The sequence below is a fragment of the Variovorax paradoxus EPS genome (assembly GCF_000184745.1).
GTDB classification, from domain to species: Bacteria; Pseudomonadota; Gammaproteobacteria; order Burkholderiales; family Burkholderiaceae_C; genus Variovorax; species Variovorax paradoxus_C.
Genome location: NC_014931.1, coordinates 4,764,099 through 4,781,313 on the forward strand (window position 1 = coordinate 4,764,099; position 17,215 = coordinate 4,781,313).

12 protein-coding genes and 6 tRNA genes are annotated in these 17,215 nt (G+C 65.9%); 5 read left to right on the forward strand and 13 right to left on the reverse strand.

Going from position 1 to position 17,215, the window contains the following annotated elements:
- Positions 1-252: 252 nt before the first annotated feature.
- From VARPA_RS21920 to VARPA_RS21955, 8 genes are all read right to left on the reverse strand, one after another.
- Positions 253-326 (reverse strand) — tRNA-Cys (locus tag VARPA_RS21920).
- Positions 327-450: 124 nt separating this feature from the next.
- Positions 451-526, reverse strand: a tRNA-Asp gene (locus tag VARPA_RS21925).
- 97 nt (positions 527-623) lie between these two features.
- Positions 624-699, reverse strand: a tRNA-Glu gene (locus tag VARPA_RS21935).
- Between the two features lie 15 nt (positions 700-714).
- A tRNA-Trp gene (locus VARPA_RS21940) sits at positions 715-790 on the reverse strand.
- Between the two features lie 17 nt (positions 791-807).
- Positions 808-885, reverse strand: a tRNA-Pro gene (locus VARPA_RS21945).
- 24 nt (positions 886-909) lie between these two features.
- A tRNA-Leu gene (locus tag VARPA_RS21950) sits at positions 910-986 on the reverse strand.
- Positions 987-1,161: 175 nt separating this feature from the next.
- Entirely contained in the window at positions 1,162-1,365 is a 204-nt protein-coding gene (locus VARPA_RS31185; RefSeq protein WP_013542774.1) for a hypothetical protein, read from the reverse strand.
- A 128-nt stretch (positions 1,366-1,493) separates the two neighbouring features.
- The gene (locus VARPA_RS21955) at positions 1,494-2,951 is read right to left on the reverse strand and encodes an esterase-like activity of phytase family protein (protein WP_013542775.1); all 1,458 of its coding nucleotides are present in this window, start codon (positions 2,949-2,951) and stop codon (positions 1,494-1,496) included.
- 144 nt (positions 2,952-3,095) lie between these two features.
- Here VARPA_RS21955 and VARPA_RS21960 point away from each other — a divergent pair, with 144 nt between their 5' ends.
- Positions 3,096-4,025 carry an SMP-30/gluconolactonase/LRE family protein gene (locus VARPA_RS21960; RefSeq protein WP_013542776.1) on the forward strand — a complete coding sequence of 310 codons (930 nt, stop codon included), beginning with the start codon at positions 3,096-3,098 and terminating at the stop codon, positions 4,023-4,025.
- Here the strand turns inward: VARPA_RS21960 and VARPA_RS21965 are convergent.
- From VARPA_RS21965 to VARPA_RS21975, 3 genes are read right to left on the reverse strand one after another with little or no spacing between them, the layout of a single operon-like run.
- Positions 4,022-4,954 carry a dimethyl sulfoxide reductase anchor subunit family protein gene (locus tag VARPA_RS21965; protein ID WP_013542777.1) on the reverse strand — a complete coding sequence of 311 codons (933 nt, stop codon included), beginning with the start codon at positions 4,952-4,954 and terminating at the stop codon, positions 4,022-4,024. The genes VARPA_RS21960 and VARPA_RS21965 overlap by 4 nt on opposite strands.
- A gap of 4 nt (positions 4,955-4,958) precedes the next feature.
- Positions 4,959-5,789 (reverse strand): 4Fe-4S dicluster domain-containing protein, encoded by an 831-nt coding sequence (locus VARPA_RS21970; RefSeq protein ID WP_013542778.1) that lies wholly within the window; start codon positions 5,787-5,789, stop codon positions 4,959-4,961.
- Positions 5,786-8,725, reverse strand: a complete 2,940-nt coding sequence (locus VARPA_RS21975) for a molybdopterin oxidoreductase family protein (RefSeq protein ID WP_013542779.1) — start codon at positions 8,723-8,725, stop codon at positions 5,786-5,788. The genes VARPA_RS21970 and VARPA_RS21975 overlap by 4 nt, the downstream gene beginning before the upstream one ends.
- Before the next feature lie 82 nt (positions 8,726-8,807).
- Between VARPA_RS21975 and VARPA_RS21980 the strand changes: the two genes are divergently transcribed.
- Entirely contained in the window at positions 8,808-9,740 is a 933-nt protein-coding gene (locus tag VARPA_RS21980; RefSeq protein ID WP_041942996.1) for a LysR family transcriptional regulator, read from the forward strand.
- Positions 9,741-10,284: 544 nt separating this feature from the next.
- Here VARPA_RS21980 and VARPA_RS21985 read toward each other — a convergent pair.
- Entirely contained in the window at positions 10,285-11,484 is a 1,200-nt protein-coding gene (locus VARPA_RS21985; protein WP_013542781.1) for an acetate/propionate family kinase, read from the reverse strand.
- Positions 11,481-13,304, reverse strand: coding sequence for a sulfoacetaldehyde acetyltransferase (xsc, locus tag VARPA_RS21990; RefSeq protein ID WP_013542782.1), 1,824 nt, complete (start codon positions 13,302-13,304; stop codon positions 11,481-11,483). Before xsc ends, VARPA_RS21985 begins: the two co-directional genes overlap by 4 nt.
- 170 nt (positions 13,305-13,474) lie before the next feature.
- Between xsc and VARPA_RS21995 the strand changes: the two genes are divergently transcribed.
- From VARPA_RS21995 to VARPA_RS22005, 3 genes are all read left to right on the forward strand, one after another.
- Positions 13,475-14,317, forward strand: coding sequence for an IclR family transcriptional regulator (locus VARPA_RS21995; protein ID WP_041942997.1), 843 nt, complete (start codon positions 13,475-13,477; stop codon positions 14,315-14,317).
- Between the two features lie 27 nt (positions 14,318-14,344).
- Positions 14,345-15,322, forward strand: a complete 978-nt coding sequence (locus tag VARPA_RS22000) for an AAA family ATPase (protein ID WP_013542784.1) — start codon at positions 14,345-14,347, stop codon at positions 15,320-15,322.
- A 119-nt stretch (positions 15,323-15,441) separates the two neighbouring features.
- The gene (locus tag VARPA_RS22005; protein WP_013542785.1) at positions 15,442-17,160 is read left to right on the forward strand and encodes a cobaltochelatase CobT-related protein; all 1,719 of its coding nucleotides are present in this window, start codon (positions 15,442-15,444) and stop codon (positions 17,158-17,160) included.
- The last annotated feature ends 55 nt before the right edge of the window (positions 17,161-17,215 follow it).

A 17,215-nucleotide genomic window follows, 5' to 3' on the forward strand; every position in this document is an offset into this window, starting at 1 on the left:
GCTACTCATCGCTCTTGCTGCAGTCGGCTTTGATGGATGAAGCTCGAGCCGATCGGCTCTACCTGTCGCACGAATGCGCAGTGCGCAACCACCAGCCGCAGGGCTTGTACAAATGATATCCCGCACGTTCTGCCCAATGAAGACGAAGTCACGTGCCAGTGCTACTTTCAGGCTACTAGAAACAGCGCCCAGTGAAAAATAACAGGAGGGCCGCGGCATACAAAAGTACAAGTGCACAGACCAACACCCAAATGGAGGCGCGGCCCGGAGTCGAACCGGGCTGGACGGATTTGCAATCCGTTGCATGGCCACTTTGCTACCGCGCCGAAGATTCAATGCATGAGTGAGTGGTGGATCGTCTTCGAGTCGAACGAAGTATTCCGAAGAGGCGGGGTTACAGCCCGCTGCAGTCGCCAGTGCTGCTCACGATCCAGATGAAAGTTGTATGTGTGGCGTTCCGCAGGGGAGTCGAACCCCTGGCTTCCTCCGAGACAGGGAGGCACTCTGGCCACTGAGTTAGCGGAACGAAGAGAAAAAAATGGCAGGCCCTCAAGGGTTCGAGTCTTGGATGCCGGGATCAAAACCCGGTGCCTTGGGCCTCTAGGCGAAGGGCCATCAAATGCTGGAGCCTCGTGTGGGATTCGAACCCACGATCTTCGGGATGAAAACCCGATGTCCTGGCCGCTAGACGAACGAGACGATGAAAGAAAAAGATGGCGCGCCCGGAAGGATTCGAACCTTCAACCGCTGGGTTTGGAGTCCAGTGCTCTGCCAGTTGAGCTACACACGCGTGAATGAAAAAAAGAATGGTCTGAGTGGCAGGATTTGAACCTGCAGCCTCCTGCTTCCAAGGCAGGCCGTCTACCAGATTGACACTACACCCAGAGAAAAATCAAACACTAAAAAGGTTGGTGCCCCAGGGGAGATTCGAACTCCCAGAATTCCGCTTCTAAGGCGGACACGTATGCCGGTTCCGTCACCGGGGCGGTGGATAAATGAATGGATGTGCCGCGAACTTTTAATGAGCATCCACCGATTCGAAGCGCGGTGTCATGCAGTGCGATCACTGCGTGTGTGTTGAACGTTGAACAACAAAACAAAAAAGGCCCGGAACCTTTCGGTGTCCGGGCCTCTGTGCAAGAGAGCTTGGGAGTTACACGCCTAAGCGCTTCCTCCACCCGGTGTCACCCGATCCTCATCAGCGCAATCCCACAGGTTGGCCTGCAGCGCTTGAATGGAATCCGGGTATTGATTGAGCAGCCGCTGCTGCGGCAACACGCCGACGCCATCGCACAGCGCGACGCACACGAGCGAACGGCCCGATGCGGGTCGAATGCTGTGGATGCGGATGGCTGCGGTCTTCACGATGGTTCCTGGTCGATGCTGCTGTGCGTGTTTGCTGAAAATATTTGCGGCCTGAACCGCGAGTGGGTTGGACTGTAAATAGTCTTTACCCGATCGTCAACAAGTTAGTCGATTATTTTCAACACGAACTACGGCGCCTTGCGATCGAACAACGCCTGGTCGAAACGCAGCGTGATCACTTCCGTGTCGTCCGGGTTGCCCGGCACGCGTCCGTCCTCGGTCGGGAAGTTCGAGTCGATGGCCACTGCCAGCGTGTGCTCGTCCACCACCTCGACGCTCTCGATCGAATCGAAAGGCATGCTGAACTTGCCATCGGCCACGCCGGCCAGCGGTCCGCCGATGTCCTTCGGATCGGAGATGTTCAGCAAGTCCACCAACAGCGTCTTCTTGAGCGCGCCATCGGCGTCCTTCACGTTCAGGTCGATCATGTACAGGCGCTTGACCACCGCCTTCGCACCGAACAGGCTGTCGCGCTCGATCAGCACGAAGCGGCTGCCGCCCACATGCGTCATGTCGCCGATCACGATCTGGTTGTCCTTGGCTGGACCGTCCTTCTTGTAGACCAGGTTCTTGCCGGTGTAGAGCATCGCGGCCGGATCGAACTCGAAGATATTCAGATAGCGCTCGTCATCAGCTACGGGCCGAAGCGAGGCCAGCGAGGGCGCGGCTTCGGGCACCGCATAGAGCCGGCTGCGGTCGCCGTTGAACGCGAGGCTCTCGAAGCCGCGGCTCGCGAGCGAAGTGACGCTCGCGCCGTTGTTCATCACCTCGGGATTCGAAGGGCTGCGCAGGAACGGATGCGGCACGGGGTCGCTCATGAGCGTGCCATCCTTGTCGAAGTGCAGGATGTAAGGGCCGAACTCCTCGCCCACGAAGTAGGTGCCGTCGCTCGCGTGTGCAATCGATTCGACGTCGAGGTCGAAGCCCGTGAGCAGCCGTCCGCTGCGGATGCGCGCATCCACCGGCTTGCCGCTGTCGACCAGGTTGTTGCCCGAAACGGTCTGGTAGTTGGCGAAGTCGGCGGTGATCTTCAGGTCGACGCCCTTGCCGTCTTTCAGGAAGCCCTTGGCATCGTTGAAGTCGACGCGGCTGTTCAGCTTGATCGCGCCCGGCACGCTGGTGCCGTTCGACGCCGTACGGAAGTCGATGCCGATGTTGTAGATGCCGATCACGAAGTCGGCCGAATTGCCCTTGCTGCCGTAGCCGTTGTCGGCCATGGCGGTCCAGGTGCCGTCGTCGTTCTTCAGCAGCGCGGAGAAGCCGGGAATCGGCTGGCCGTCGATGAAGGGCGGCGTGACGCCGAGCGCGGCGGTGATGAACTGCCCAGTCGTCGGGCCGGGCCAGCGCGCGGTGTCCGAGAGCGAAGCCCAGCCGGTCAGTTGGTGCGGCAACCCGGCGCCTTCTTGCGCAGGAGGCGGAGCCGGTGGTGCCGGGGCGGGAGCGGGCGCGGGTGCCGGCGGCGGTACCACGAATGGAAAACCACCACCTCCTCCGTCGCCGCCGCCGCCACATGCGGCGATCACGGTGCAGGCGGCAACAGCCACCAGGCGGCGCTGCCAGATCGAATCGATGAATCCTCGGGTCATGAATGCCCTCCTCGTTGTGTTGAAGCGAAGGCGGCAATCTATAAAGGCGCGGTGACGCATTCATGACGTCTCGATGAAACGTGCAAAGCGCGGCGGGAAGCCGCAAACTCGCAACCCCGCACACGCCAGCGCATGGAGACCCCGATGCACATCCGCGAACTCGCCACCGGCCTGCAATTCCCCGAAGGCCCGATCGCCATGGACGATGGCTCGGTGCTGCTGGTCGAAATCGCACGCGGCACGCTCTCGCGCGTGCGGCACGACGGACTGGTGCAGGTGGTGGCCGACCTCGGCGGTGGCCCGAACGGCGCGGCCATCGGGCCGGACGGCGCGGTCTACGTCTGCAACAACGGCGGCTTCAAATGGCACACCGAGGCTGACGGCTGCCATCGCCCCGTGGGGCAGGCCGCGGACTATTCGGGCGGCCGCATCGAGCGCGTGAACCTGGCCACCGGCCGCGCCGAGCGCCTGTTCGACACGGTCGAAGGCGGCGCGCTCTGCGGTCCCAACGACATCGTGTTCGATGCGCACGGCGGCTTCTACTTCACCGACCTCGGCAAGACCCGCGAGCGCGACATGGACCGGGGCGGCCTCTTCTACGGCCACGCCGACGGCCGCGAAGCCCGCGTGATCGCGCGGCCGGTGATGACGCCCAACGGCATCGCGCTCTCACCCGATGGCGACACGCTCTACTACGCCGAGACCGAGGGCGCGCGCGTCTGGGCTTTCGACATCACCGCGCAGGGCCGCGTGCGCAAGGACGGCTGGCCTTCGCCGCATGGCGGCCGCATGCTCTGCGCCTCGCCGGGCGGTCACTACCAGCGCTTCGATTCGATGGCGGTCGATGCGCTGGGCAACCTGTGCGTGGCGACGCTGCTGCACGGCGGCATCAGCATCGTCGCGCCCGATGGCGGCTCGGTCGAGCACGTGCCGCTGCCCGACCGCTACACCACCAACATCTGCTTCGGCGGGCGCGACCGGCGCACGGCCTACATCACGCTCTCGGGCAGCGGAAGGCTGATTGCCATCGACGACTGGCCGACGCCCGGGCTTGCGCTGAACTACGAGGCCTAGGAAACGACCTGGTAATACAGGTTCTGCGGGTGCTTGGCCTGTGCAAAGAAGAACCAGCGCTCGGCCAGCAGGCCCGGCGCCTGCACCAGCACCGCGAGCAGCCACGGCAACACGGCCGCGCTCGCGAGGCCCCACGCCAGCAGCAGCGCAGGCAGCACGAAGGCAAACAGCAGGAAGCCGAGCTTGATGTTCTTCAGCGCGGCCAGCGATGCGCCATGAAAGAACTCCCGCGTATTGAACGACCCGGCCGACATGCCCATCGACTTCTGCACCAGCTTTTCCGTGCGGATGCCGGTGGCCGATTGCAGCGTCGACTTGTGGCGAATGCCCGCGTTACGCCGCAATGCCTGTCCGCGCGCGGCCCACGCCGCCAGCGTGGCGCCGAGCGCGTACGGTCCGAAGACCTGCACGAAGCGCGCCTCGCCGGCGACGGCCGCCATCGCGCAGGCCAGCACCAGCCCCGACGACAACCCGATCAGCGTGAAATTGACGATGGTGAGCGGATGCGCCCATTCCTCGATGAAGCGCAGGCACGCATAAATCATCGCGGTGCAGTACCAGAGCGCGACAGCACCGAACAGCACCAGCACGGGCAGCAGCCACGACCACGGCGCGCCCACGCCGAAGCGCAGCGACAGCCACCACAGCGCCACCAGCGCGATGAAGGCCGGCAGCACGATGACCTCGCGCGACATCCACGAGGTGCGCCACATCAGCACCGCGCGCCATGCGCGCGTCTTGCGGCCCAGGTGCATGAACGAGGCGGCGAGCCCCGCCACAAGCAACACCTCGGCCAAGCCCAATGCGATCGTCAGAAAGCCCGGCGCCATCTCCAGACCGAACAGCGCACCGAGCGCCAGCGTGAACACAAGCCCCTGCGCCGCGCCGGCCAGCGTGGTGAAGAAAAGGATCGAGAACGCGGGATGCATGCCGTTACCCCTGCGCGTCCGTCGATTGCGTGATGCGGCGCGGAAGGTACTGGTTGGCCGGGTTGGTCTCCCACTCCGGCATCAGTTGGTAGCCGCCGCGTTCGCGGATCGCCTTCGACACCTCGGAGTCCGGGTCCTTCACATCACCGAAGAGGCGCGCGCCCGTGGGGCAGGCCTTCACGCAGGCGGGCTTGCGGTCTTCCTTGGGCAGCAGCTCGTCGTAGATGCGGTCCACGCAGAGCGTGCACTTGGTCATGACCTGGCGTTCTTCATCGAGCTCGCGCGCGCCGTAGGGACAGGCCCATGCGCAGTACTTGCAGCCGATGCACTTGTCGTAGTCGACGAGCACGATGCCGTCTTCCTTGCGCTTGTAGCTCGCGCCGGTCGGACACACGGGCACACAGGGCGGGTCTTCGCAGTGCAGGCAGCTCTTGGGCAGGTGCACCGTCTCGGTCGCCGGAAAGGCGCCGGCCTCGTAGGTCTGCACGCGGTTGAAGAAGGTGCCGGTCGGGTTGGCGGCGTAAGGTCGCTCGTCGGCAAGCGGGCCGGCGCTGCCGGAGGTGTTCCATTGCTTGCACGAGGTCACGCAGGCGTGGCAGCCGACGCAGACGTTCAGGTCGATGACGAGGGCGAGTTGCTTGGCGAGCGTTTCGCCGGGCTCCGCGCGTTTGGAGGTATTGCTCCCTCCCCTTCCGGGGGAGGGTTGGGGTGGGGGCAGCGGCGCTTCTACTGGATGCCGCGCTTCGATGAAGGCCGCCGTGCCCCCACCCCAGCCCTCCCCCGGAAGGGGAGGGAGCGAAACCGGGGCCATCAGGTCCTTGAGCCACTGCATCATTTCTTGCCCCTCCCCGCAAAGTACGTCAACACACTCGCCGCCTTGCCCAGCACCCCAGGCACGCTCGGCATGCTCGCGATCTGCGGATAGCTCTCTTCCGGTTCGCCCGGTTCCGCCGGCCGTATGCGCACCCGCACGTCGTACCAGCCCGCCTGCCCGGTGATCGGATCGGAATTGCTGATGCGCCCGCTCGCCGTGCCCTCGCATGGCAATTCCTCGCTGATCAGGTGATTGAGAAGGAAGCCCTTGCGCGCCTCATCCGAACCGGGTGCGAGCTGCCATGCGCCATCGGCCTTGCCGATCGCATTCCATGTCCACACCGTGCCGGGCTCCACCGCCTCGCTGTAGCGCAGCATGCAGCGCACCTTGCCCCACTGGCTCTCGACCCAGCACCAGCCGCCATCCGCAATACCCGCGGCCTGCGCGGTCAGTGGATTCACATGCAGGTAGTTGTGGCTGTGGATCTGCCGCAGCCACGCGTTCTGCGAATCCCACGAGTGGTACATCGCCATCGGCCGTTGCGTGAGTGCGTTGAGTGGATAGGCTTCCAGGTCGGTCGCGGCCTCCTCGAGCGGCGGATACCAGAACGGCAGCGGATCGAAGTAGGTGTCGATGCGCTCACGCAGTGCATCGGGCGGCTGCCGCCCCGGGCTTTTGCCCTGCGCGGCGAGGCGAAAGCTCTGCAGCGTGTCGGAGTACAGCGCCAGCTGCACCGGGTCGTTGCGCTGGCGCCAACCCTTGTCCTTCGCGAAATCGAGGTACTCCCGGTTCCAGTTGCGCATGTAGTGCATGGTCTCGGGCATGTGGTACTGGAACACGCAGTTGTTCGCTGCATAGGCCTCCCACTGCTTCGGATTCGGCGCGCCGCGCAGATGCTCGGTACCGTCCTTGCCGCGCCAGCCCATCAGAAAACCGATGCCCGGTTGCGGCTCGAAGTTGACGACGAAGTCCGGATAGCCCGTGTACTTGCGCCCGCCCTCCGGCGTGGTGAACGCCGGAAACTTCAGCCGCGACGCCAGCTCGATCAGCACCTCCTGGAAGGGCTTGCACTCGCCGGTCGGCGGCACCACGGGCACGCGCACCGAATCGACCGGCCCGTCGAACTCCGAGATCGGCCGATCGAGCATGCCCATCACGTCGTGCCGCTCCAGGTACGTGGTGTCGGGCAGCACGAGGTCGGAAAAAGCCACGGTCTCGCTCTGGAAGGCATCGCACACCACGAGGAAGGGAATCATGTGCTCGCCCTTCTCGTCCTTGCGGTTGAGCATCTCGCGCACGCCCATGGTGTTCATGCTCGAATTCCACGCCATGTTGGCCATGAAAATCAGCAGCGTGTCGATACGGTAGGGGTCGCCCTTCACCGCGTTGGTGATCACGTTGTGCATGAGCCCGTGCGCCGACAGCGGGTGCTCCCACGAGAAGGCATGGTCGATGCGAATCGGCGAGCCGTCGGGGTTGATCGCCAGCTCTTCCGGGTTCGCCGGAAAGCCCAGCGGCGCGGCGTTGAGCGGCGTGTTCGGCTGGATCATTCCGGGGTCGTTGAACGCGCGGTAGTTCGGCACGATGTGGCGCGGATACGGCGCCTTGTGCCGAAAGCCGCCGGGCGCATCGATGGTGCCGAGCACGCTCATCAGCACCGCGAGCGCGCGCACGGTCTGGAAGCCATTGGAGTGCGCCGCCAAGCCGCGCATCGCATGGAAGGCCACGGGCCGCGCCTGCGTGGTCGGGTGCTTCTTTCCCCACGCATCGGTCCACGGAATCGGCAGCTCGAAGGCCTGCTGCAGCGCGGTCTCGCCCATCTCGCGCGCGAGCTTGCGGATGCGCGCCGCATCGATGCCGGTGATGCCCTCTGCCCATTCGGGCGTGCAGAGCGCCACGCGCTCGCGCAGCAACTGGAACGACGGCGCGACGCGCGTGCCGTCGGCCAGCGTGTAGTGGCCTTCGAGCGCTGGGTCGCAGCCATCGGCGATGCCTTCGGGGTAGGCCGGCTTCACGCTGCCGCTGGCCTTGTCCCACACCAGCTTGTTGTGCGGGTTGCGCCCGTCGCCGGGCACACCACGCTCGGGGTCAAAAGCGAACAGCCCTTCGCGCTCGCAGTCGTCCAGCACCACGAGCTGCGGTGCATTGGTAAAGCGCTTGAGGAACGCATGGTCCACCAGCTCGTCGCCGATGAGCTCGTGCAGCAGCGCCATGAACAGCGCGCCGTCGGTGCCGGGCTTGATCGGAATCCACTCGTCCGCAATCGCCGAGTAGCCGGTGCGCACCGGGTTGATCGAGATGAAACGCCCACCCGCACGCTTGAACTTGCTGATCGCGATCTTCATCGGATTGCTGTGGTGGTCTTCGGCCGTGCCGATCATCACGAACAGCTTGGCGCGCTCCAGGTCGGGCCCGCCGAATTCCCAGAAGCTGCCGCCGATGGTGTAGATCATTCCCGCGGCCATGTTGACCGAGCAGAAGCCGCCGTGCGCCGCGTAGTTGGGTGTGCCGAACTGGCGTGCGAAGAGGCCTGTGAGTGCCTGCATCTGGTCGCGCCCGGTGAAGAGCGCGAACTTCTTCGGATCGGTCGCGCGGATCTTGCCGAGCCGCTCGGTCAGCATGTCGTAGGCGCGCTCCCAGCTGATGGGCTCGAACTCCCCCGCCCCGCGTTCGCTGCCGGCCTTGCGCAGCAGCGGCTGCGTGATGCGCGCAGGCGACACCTGCTTCATGATTCCCGAGGAGCCCTTGGCGCAGATCACGCCCTGGTTCAGCGGGTGGTCCGGGTTGCCATCGATGTAGCGAACCTCGGGGCCCTTCTCGCCTTCGCGCAGGTGCACGCGGATGCCGCAGCGGCAGGCGCACATGTAGCAGGTGGTGGTCTTGACCTCGGTGTCCGCCGTGGGCGTCGGCGCTTTGAGCGGATCGTGGACGGGCTCTTTGGACAGGAAACTGAACACTGGCGGTCCTTTGTTTTCAAGCGGGGCAGCGCCGATGTTAGGGAGCCGCGATCAATCGGAAAAGCGGAGAATATCGCTCACCATGACCGGAAAATCAGATCAACAGCTTCCTCAGCGCCTGCGCCTGAACCTGCGCCAGCTCGAGGTGTTCGTGGCCACGGCGCGCGGCGGCAGCACCCGCGCGGCCGCCGATCGCGTGGCCCGTTCGCAGTCCGCTGCGAGCAGCGCGCTGGCCGATCTGGAGTCGTCCGTCGGCGTGCTGCTGTTCGACCGCATCGGCCGCCGGCTGGTGCTCAACGAAAACGGCCGCGCGCTGCTGCCCAAGGCGCAGGCGCTGCTCGACCAGGCGGGCGAGGTGCAGGCGCTCTTCAGCGGCGAGCATGCGGCGCCGCTGCGCGTGGCGGCCAGCTTCACCATCGGCGAATACCTGCTGCCCGAGCGCGTGTCGCAATGGACCGCGCTGCATCCGCAGAGCCAGGTGCACCTGCACATCGCAAACACGCGCGACGTGATCGAAGCGGTGGCCGGTTTCGAGGTGGACGTGGGCTTCATCGAAGGCCCGCAGACGCACCCCGATCTCGTGGTGCGCGCATGGCGCGAAGACGAGTTGGTCATCGTCGCCGCGCCGGGCCATGCGCTTGCGAACCGCATCGCCACGCACCGCCAGCTCTCGCAGGCCACCTGGGTTCTGAGAGAGCTGGGCTCGGGCACGCGGCAGGTCACCGATGCGTGGCTGATCCAGAACCTGGAGCAGGTGCAGGTGGGCTTCGAACTCGGCAGCACCGAAGCCATCAAGCGCGTGGTGGCCTCGGGCACGGCCCTGGCCTGCCTCTCGCGCTACACGGTGGCGCAAGCACTGGAAGACGGGCATCTCGTCGAGTTGCGCACGCGGCTGCCCGCAGGCATGCGGCGGCTCGCGACGGTGATGCACCGCGACAAATTGCTGGGGCGTGCGACGGCCGATTTCCTTCGGCACTGCGGCGCGACCGTGCCTCGTGCTTCTGCAGGACGCTGATTCCATTTCCAATCACCCCCAGCCCGTTCACGCTGAGCTTGTCGAAGCGCCGCGCAAGGCTTCGACAAGCTCAGCCCGAACGGTTTCTGATTCTTGGTCGATGGACCTCCAGCGCTAATACCCCAACCCGTTCACGCTGAGCTTGTCGAAGCGCCGCGCAAGGCTTCGACAGGCTCAGCCCGAACGGTTTCTGATTCTTGGTCTATGGACCTCCAACGCTGATACCCCCAACCCGTTCACGCTGAGCTTGTCGAAGCGCCGCGCAAGGCTTCGACAGGCTCAGCCCGAACGGTTTCTGATTCTTTGTCGATGGACCTCCAGCGCTGATACCCCCAACCCGTTCACGCTGAGCTTGTCGAAGCGCTACGCAAGGCTTCGACAGGCTCGGCCCGAACGGTTTCTGATTCTTGGTCGATGGACCTCCAGCGCTGATACCCCCAGCCCGTTCACGCTGAGCTTGTCGAAGCGCCGCGCAAGGCTTCGACAGGCTCAGCCCGAACGGTTGGACTGGTTGGGCAGGGCTGGGTTCTTGTCAGGGCCTGAATCAGCCGCCCGTGCGCAGCACTTGCGCGGTGTGCCGCGCGATGACCGCCTCTTCGTCGGTGCGCAGCATCCAGGCGCTCACGGGACTCTCGGGCGTCGTGAGCCGCGCATGGCCCGCGCCGTTGGCGGCCGCATCGACGTGCACGCCGAGCCAGTCGCACTCCTCGAGGATGCGCTCGCGCAACGCACTCGCGTTCTCGCCGATGCCACCCGTGAAGATCACCGCATCGACACCGCGCAGCGCCGCAGCAAGACTGCCCATGTTCTGCACGACTTGCTCGATGAAATGCGCGATCGCCTCGGCGGCTTCGGGTGCGGCGGAGGCCTCGAGCTCACGCATGTCGCTCGAGACACCCGACAGGCCGAGCAACCCCGATTCGCGGAACAGCAGCGTCTCGACCTGCTCGGCCGACATGCCGTGCGAGCGCATCAGGTACAGCACGACGGCCGCGTCGAGGTGCCCGCAGCGCGTGCCCATCGTCAAGCCGTCGAGTGGCGAAAAGCTCATCGTCGTCGCGACCGAGCGCCCTTGCGCCATCGCGCACATCGAGGCGCCGTTGCCCAGGTGCGCAACGATCACGCGCTTGCCAGCCAGTCCGGGCGCAAGCCGCGTGAACTGCGCAACGATCGATTCGTACGAAAGCCCGTGGAATCCGTAGCGCCTGACGCCCGCATCGTGCAAGGCGCGAGGCAACGCGAAGCGGCGGTTGACCTCGGTCTGCGTCGAATGAAAAGCCGTGTCGAAGCACGCCACCTGCGGCACGCCATCGAAAGCCTTCATGGCGGCGCGAACGCCCGCGAGGTTGTGCGGCTGGTGCAGCGGCGCAAGCGGTTCGAGCGCGGCCAGCTCGGCAAGCACCGCATCGTCGATGCGCACCGGCGCCACGAAGTTCACGCCGCCATGCACGATGCGATGGCCGACCGCGGCGATGCGGTCGCCACCGCCTTGCTGCGCATGCCATTCGAGCAGCGCCGCAAGTGCGCCCTGGTGCGAGCGCCGGTCGCCATCGAGCGCCGCGTCGTGCAGCGTGCGACCTGCCGCATCGCGCACGCGCAGCCGCGCCTTCAAGCCGGTGCCGAGCCCATCGGCCTGCCCCGACCAGCGCGCAGCCGGCAGCGCATCGCCGTCGCCGCCCGCCGCGAACAGCGCGACCTTGATCGACGACGACCCGGCGTTCAGCGTGAGCAGCGATTCGGTCAGACGTAGTCCTTGTACTTGTCCAGGAAGCGCACCGGCTTGGAGAGCGCGTCGCGGCGGAACGGGTCGCCCAGCTCGCGGGTGCACATGATCTCGATCACGCAGGTCTTGCCTTCGTTCATCTGCATGTCGATGGCCTTCTTGAGCGCGGGGCCCACGTCTTCGAGCTTGTCGACCACGATGCCCTCGGCGCCCATCGCCTTGGCGATGCCCGCGAAGCTCTCGCTTTCGAGCTCGCCCGCAACGAAGCGGCGATTGTAAAAGTCGACCTGGTTCTTCTTCTCCGCGCCCCACTGGCGGTTGTGGAAGACCACGGCGGTCACCGGAATGTCGTGGCGCACGGCCGTCATGATTTCCACCATGCTCATGCCCCAGGCGCCGTCACCGGCGTAGGCCACGGCCGGACGGTCGGGCGCGGCGCACTTGGCGCCGATCATGGTGGGCAGCGAGTAGCCGCAGTTGCCGAAGCTCATCGGCGCGAAGAAGCTGCGCGGCTCTTCGAAGCGCAGGTAGCTGTTGGCAATGGCGTTGATGTTGCCGATGTCGGTGGAGACCATCACGCGCGGCGGCATGGCCTTCTCCAGTTCGCGCAGCACCTGGCGCGGATGCAGGTAGGTGCCGCCGGTGGGCGTCTTCTCGCCCTTGGCTTCCTCGATCGCGTCGAGGCTGAACTGGTCGCGCTCGTGGGTCCACTCGTCGAGCTCTTTTTCCCACGCGGCTTTTTCGGCCTTGATCTTGTCGGCGCGCTCGGCCTTGGTGGCGTCGCAGGCAAGCGTCTTGCCCTGCAGGCGCTTGAGCAGTTCCTTGGCGGTGGCTTTCGCATCGCCGTGGATGCCCACGGTGATCTTCTTCACCAGCCCGAGGTTGGTGTGGTCGGCCTCGACCTGGATGATCTTCGCGTCCTTCGGCCAGTAGTCCATGCCGTGCTGCGGCAGCGTACCGAACGGGCCCATGCGCGAGCCGAGCGCGAGCACCACGTCGGCCTGCGCGATGAGCTTCATCGCGGCCTTGGAGCCCTGGTAGCCGAGCGGGCCGGCCCACAGCGGATGGCTCGCGGGGAAGGAGTCGTTGCGCAGGTAGCCGTTCGCGACCGGCGCACCCAGGCGTTCGGCGAGCGCCTGGCATTCGGCCACGGCGTCGCCCATCACCACGCCGCCGCCCGAGAGGATCACCGGGAACTTGGCCGAGGCCAGCAGTTCGACCGCGGCGTTCAGGCTGTTTTCGCCGCCCGCGCCGCGCTCCACGCGCATCGGCTTCGGGATCTCGACCGTGATCTCGCCGTAGAAGTAATCGCGCGGAATGTTGAGCTGCGTCGGGCCCATCTCGGAGATGGCGCGGTCGAAGCAGCGCGCCGTGTACTCGGCCATGCGCTTGGGGTTGTTCACGTGGCCCTGGTACTTGGTGAACTCCTGGAACATCGGCAGCTGGTTGGCCTCCTGGAAGCCGCCGAGGCCCATGCCCATGGTGCCGGTCTCGGGCGTGATCATCACGACCGGGCTGTGCGCCCAGTAGGCGGCCGCAATCGCGGTCACGCAATTGCTGATGCCGGGGCCGTTCTGGCCGATCACGAGGCCGTGGCGGCCGGAGACGCGCGCATAGCCGTCGGCCATGTGGGCGCCACCCTGCTCGTGCACCACCGGAATCAGGCGGATGCCGGCGGGCGCGAAGATGTCCATCGCGTCCATGAAGGCCGAGCCCATGATGCCGAAGATGTCGGTCACGCCGTTGGCGACCATGGTCTCGACGAAGGCCTCGGAGGGCGTCATCTTCTGCACGCCGGTGACGGCTTCGCGGGCGGGTGCTGCTGGTTTCTTCTGGCTCATGGAAGGCGTCTCCTGATGGGAATGGGGCGGGGTCGGGCGGGATGCCGAAGCTCGAAAGTCGGAACCACTTGTTCCGAATTTCTTTCCGGCGGAATATAGGACGGCAATGCCTTGGCGTCAAACAATTTACAAAAATCGGTACGCCTCGTCTTGTTTTTTGTAAAACAACTATGATCCGCCGCATGAAGATCGTCAAAGGCCTTTCCTCCGAAGCGCGTCCGGAAGCGTCCGAACCGGCGGGCGACACGCCCACCATGCGCCTCTTCGGGCTGCTCGAAGTCATGGCCGCCAAGGATCAGCGCTACTCGCTGCAGGGCCTCGTCGAAGAGACCGGCCTGCCCAAGCCCACGTTGCACCGCATGCTGCAGCAGCTCGAAGGCGCGGGGTTGTTGCAGCGCGAAGGCGACGGGCGCCACTACGGCATCGGCACGCGGCTGCGGCGGCTGTCGGAGAACCTGCTCTTCAACGACAGCCTGCACGGCGCGCGCCACACGGTGCTTCGCCAGTTGGTCGAGGAGATCGGCGAGAGCTGCAACCTCACTTCGCTCTCGGGCAGCGAGGTCGTGTACCTGGACCGCGTGGAGACCGCCGCGCCGCTGCGCTTCTACCTGCACCCGGGCTCGCGCGTGCCGGTGCACTGCTCGGCCAGCGGCAAGATCTTTCTCTCGCAGATGAGCGCGGCGCAGCGGCGCCGGCTGCTCTCCAACGCATCGCTCGAAACGTACACGCCCAAGACGCTGACCGATCCCGAAGCGCTCGAGAAGGAAGTGCAGCGCGTGCGCAAGGACGGCTTTGCGATCGACAACGAAGAGTTCCTGCCCGGCCTCTTGTGCATCGCCGCGCTGGTGCCTTCAGGCGACGAGGCGCCCTCGAACCTCTGCATCGCGGTGCAGGCGCCGATCATGCGGCTCGACGCGGCCAAGGCGAAGACGCTGCTGCCCGCGCTGCAACGCGCCGCGCTCGCATTGAGCCGCATCGATACCGACGCGGGCACCGACCGTGCCACGGCCTGACCCCCACGTTTTTTCGAAAGCCCCACCGTGACCGATACCGCAGACCTGCGACCCGACCGGATGCTCAGCGTGCGCGAGGTGTTCGGCATCGACACCGACCTGCAGGTGCCCGCCTTCAGCGAGCGGGATGATCACGTGCCCGAGGTCGATGCGGTCTACCGCTTCAACCCCGACGTGACGCTCGCCATCCTCGCGGGCTTCACGCGCGACCGGCGCGTGATGGTGCAGGGCCTGCATGGCACCGGCAAGTCGACGCACATCGAGCAGGTGGCCGCACGCCTGAACTGGCCCTGCGTGCGCCTGAACCTCGATGGCCACATCAGCCGCCTCGACCTCGTGGGCAAGGATGCGGTGGTGCTGCGCGAGGGAAAACAGGTCACCGAGTTCCAGGAAGGCATCGTGCCGTGGTCGCTGCAGCGCCCCGTGGCATTGATCTTCGATGAGTACGACGCGGGCCGGCCCGATGTGATGTTCGTCATCCAGCGCATCCTGGAGCGCGACGGCAAGTTCACGCTGATGGACCAGAACAAGGTGCTGAGGCCGCATCCGTTCTTTCGCCTGTTCGCCACCGCCAACACGGTGGGCCTGGGCAACCTCAACGGCCTATACCACGGCGCGCAGCGGCTCAACCATGCGCAGATCGACCGGTGGAACATCGTCGCCTCGCTCAACTACCTGCCGGCCGAGGAAGAAATCGCGATCGTGCAGGCGCGCGTGCCCTCGCTGGCCGACGATGCGGGCCGCAAGCTCGTCGCGGCGATGGTGGCCGTGGCCGATCTCACGCGCAAGGGCTTCGCGGCGGGCGACCTCTCCACGCTGATGTCGCCGCGCACCGTCATCACCTGGGCCGAGAACGTCGAGATCTTCAAGGACCCGGCGCTCGCGTTCCGGCTCTCGTTCGTCAACAAGTGCGACGACGCCGAGCGGCCCTTGGTCGCGGAATATTTCCAGCGCTGCTTCGACCAGGAGCTTGCGGAGTCGCACCAGTTCGGCCGTCCAGGATGATGCGGACTTGCTGTCGATCGACAAGAACCGTTCGGGCTGAGCTTGTCGAAGCCTTGCGCGGCGCTTCGACAAGCTCAGCGTGAACGGCTTGGGTTTCATCTTTCTAAACACCCACTGATATGAGCGATGCCCAGCGCCGCGCGCGGCAGGAAGAGCAGGTCGCCGAACTCTGCGCGGGCGTGGTGCGGGCCTTCAGCGGCGAGCGCGACCTGCACTTTCGCGGCAAGCGCCTGCACCGCGGGCGCGTGGCGCTGCCGTGGTTCGCGCCGCATCTGCATCCCTCGGCCGACACCGACGACTTCGCCTCGTTCCGCGGCGTGGCCGATGGGCTCGCACTGCGGCTCACCGTGTCCGATGCGGCGCTGCATGAAAGCCTTCGGCCCGAAGAGCCGGTCGAACGCATGCTGTTCGAAATGCTCGAGCAGTTCCGCGTCGAAGCGCTCGCGCCCGAGGTCATGGCCGGCATGCGCCACAACCTCCGGCACCGCCACGAGCAGTGGTCGCTCGCCTTTCACCATTCGGGGCTGACCGACACCGCGCGCGGTTTGCTGCTCTATGCAGTCGCGCAGATCTGCAGAGCACGCGTGAGCGGACAGCAGGTGGTGGAAGAAACCGAAGACATGCTCGAAGCCACGCGCTTTCACCTCGCGCCACTGATCGGCCATGCACTCGCGGGCCTGCGCCGCGACCGCGGCAACCAGGCCGCCTACGCCGTGCATGCGCTCGCCATCGCGCGCACCGTCGCCGCGATGCTGCACGAGGCTGGCGAGGAAAGCCCCGACGCGCGCGACCCGCATGTGGATGACAAGCGCAGCGTGTTCATGCTCGTCGCCGACATGGACCGCGAGATCATCGAGCGCTTCACCACCGCCGAGTCGGGCCGCAGCGCGGTGATGGAAGAAGCCGGCGGCGCCTACCGCGTCTTCACCACCGCCTACGACCGCGAGCACGACGCCGCCGCGCTCGCGCGCAAGGAAGTGCTCGCCGACCACCGCGAAAAACTCGACCGCCGCATCGCCGCGCAGGGCGTGAACATCGCCCGCCTCGCAAGAGAACTGCGCGCGCTGCTCGCCGACCCCACGCGCGACGGCTGGGACGGCGGGCAGGAAGAAGGGCTCATCGACGGCCGCCGCCTCGCGCAGCTCGTCGCCTCGCCGACCGAGCGACGCCTGTTCCGCACCGAGCGCATGGAGCCGGTCGCCGACTGCATGGTGAGCTTTCTCATCGACTGCTCAGGCTCGATGAAGGAGCACGCCGAATCGGTCGCGATGATGGTCGATGTGTTCGCGCGTGCGCTCGAACAGGCCGGCGTGACCAGCGAAGTGCTGGGCTTCACCACCGGCGCTTGGACCGGTGGACGCCCGCAGCGCGAGTGGGTTCGCGCCGGCAGGCCTTCCCATCCCGGCCGCCTCAACGAGCGCAGCCACCTCGTCTTCAAGGCCGCGGCCACGCCATGGCGCCGCGCCCGCCCGGCGATGGCCGCGCTGCTCAAAGCCGACCTGTTCCGCGAAGGCATCGACGGCGAGGCGGTCGACTGGGCCTGCCAGCGCCTGCGCCAACGCCCCGAGGCACGCAAGCTGCTGCTCGTGATTTCCGACGGCTCGCCGATGGACAGCGCCACCCATCTCGCAAACGACGCGCACTACCTCGACCACCACCTGCGCGACGTGGTCGCGCGCCAGGAGCAGCGCGGCGACATCGAGATCGCGGGCATCGGCGTCGGGCTCGACCTGAGCCCGTACTACAGCCGCAGCCATGTGCTCGACCTGGCCACGTCCACGGGCAACACGATCTTTCGCGAAGTGATCGATTTGATGGCAGGCCGCCACCGGCGCTGAGGCTTTTCGGATTACATCCAAGTCCCGATTGACAAAGGGCACCCATGGTTCTTAC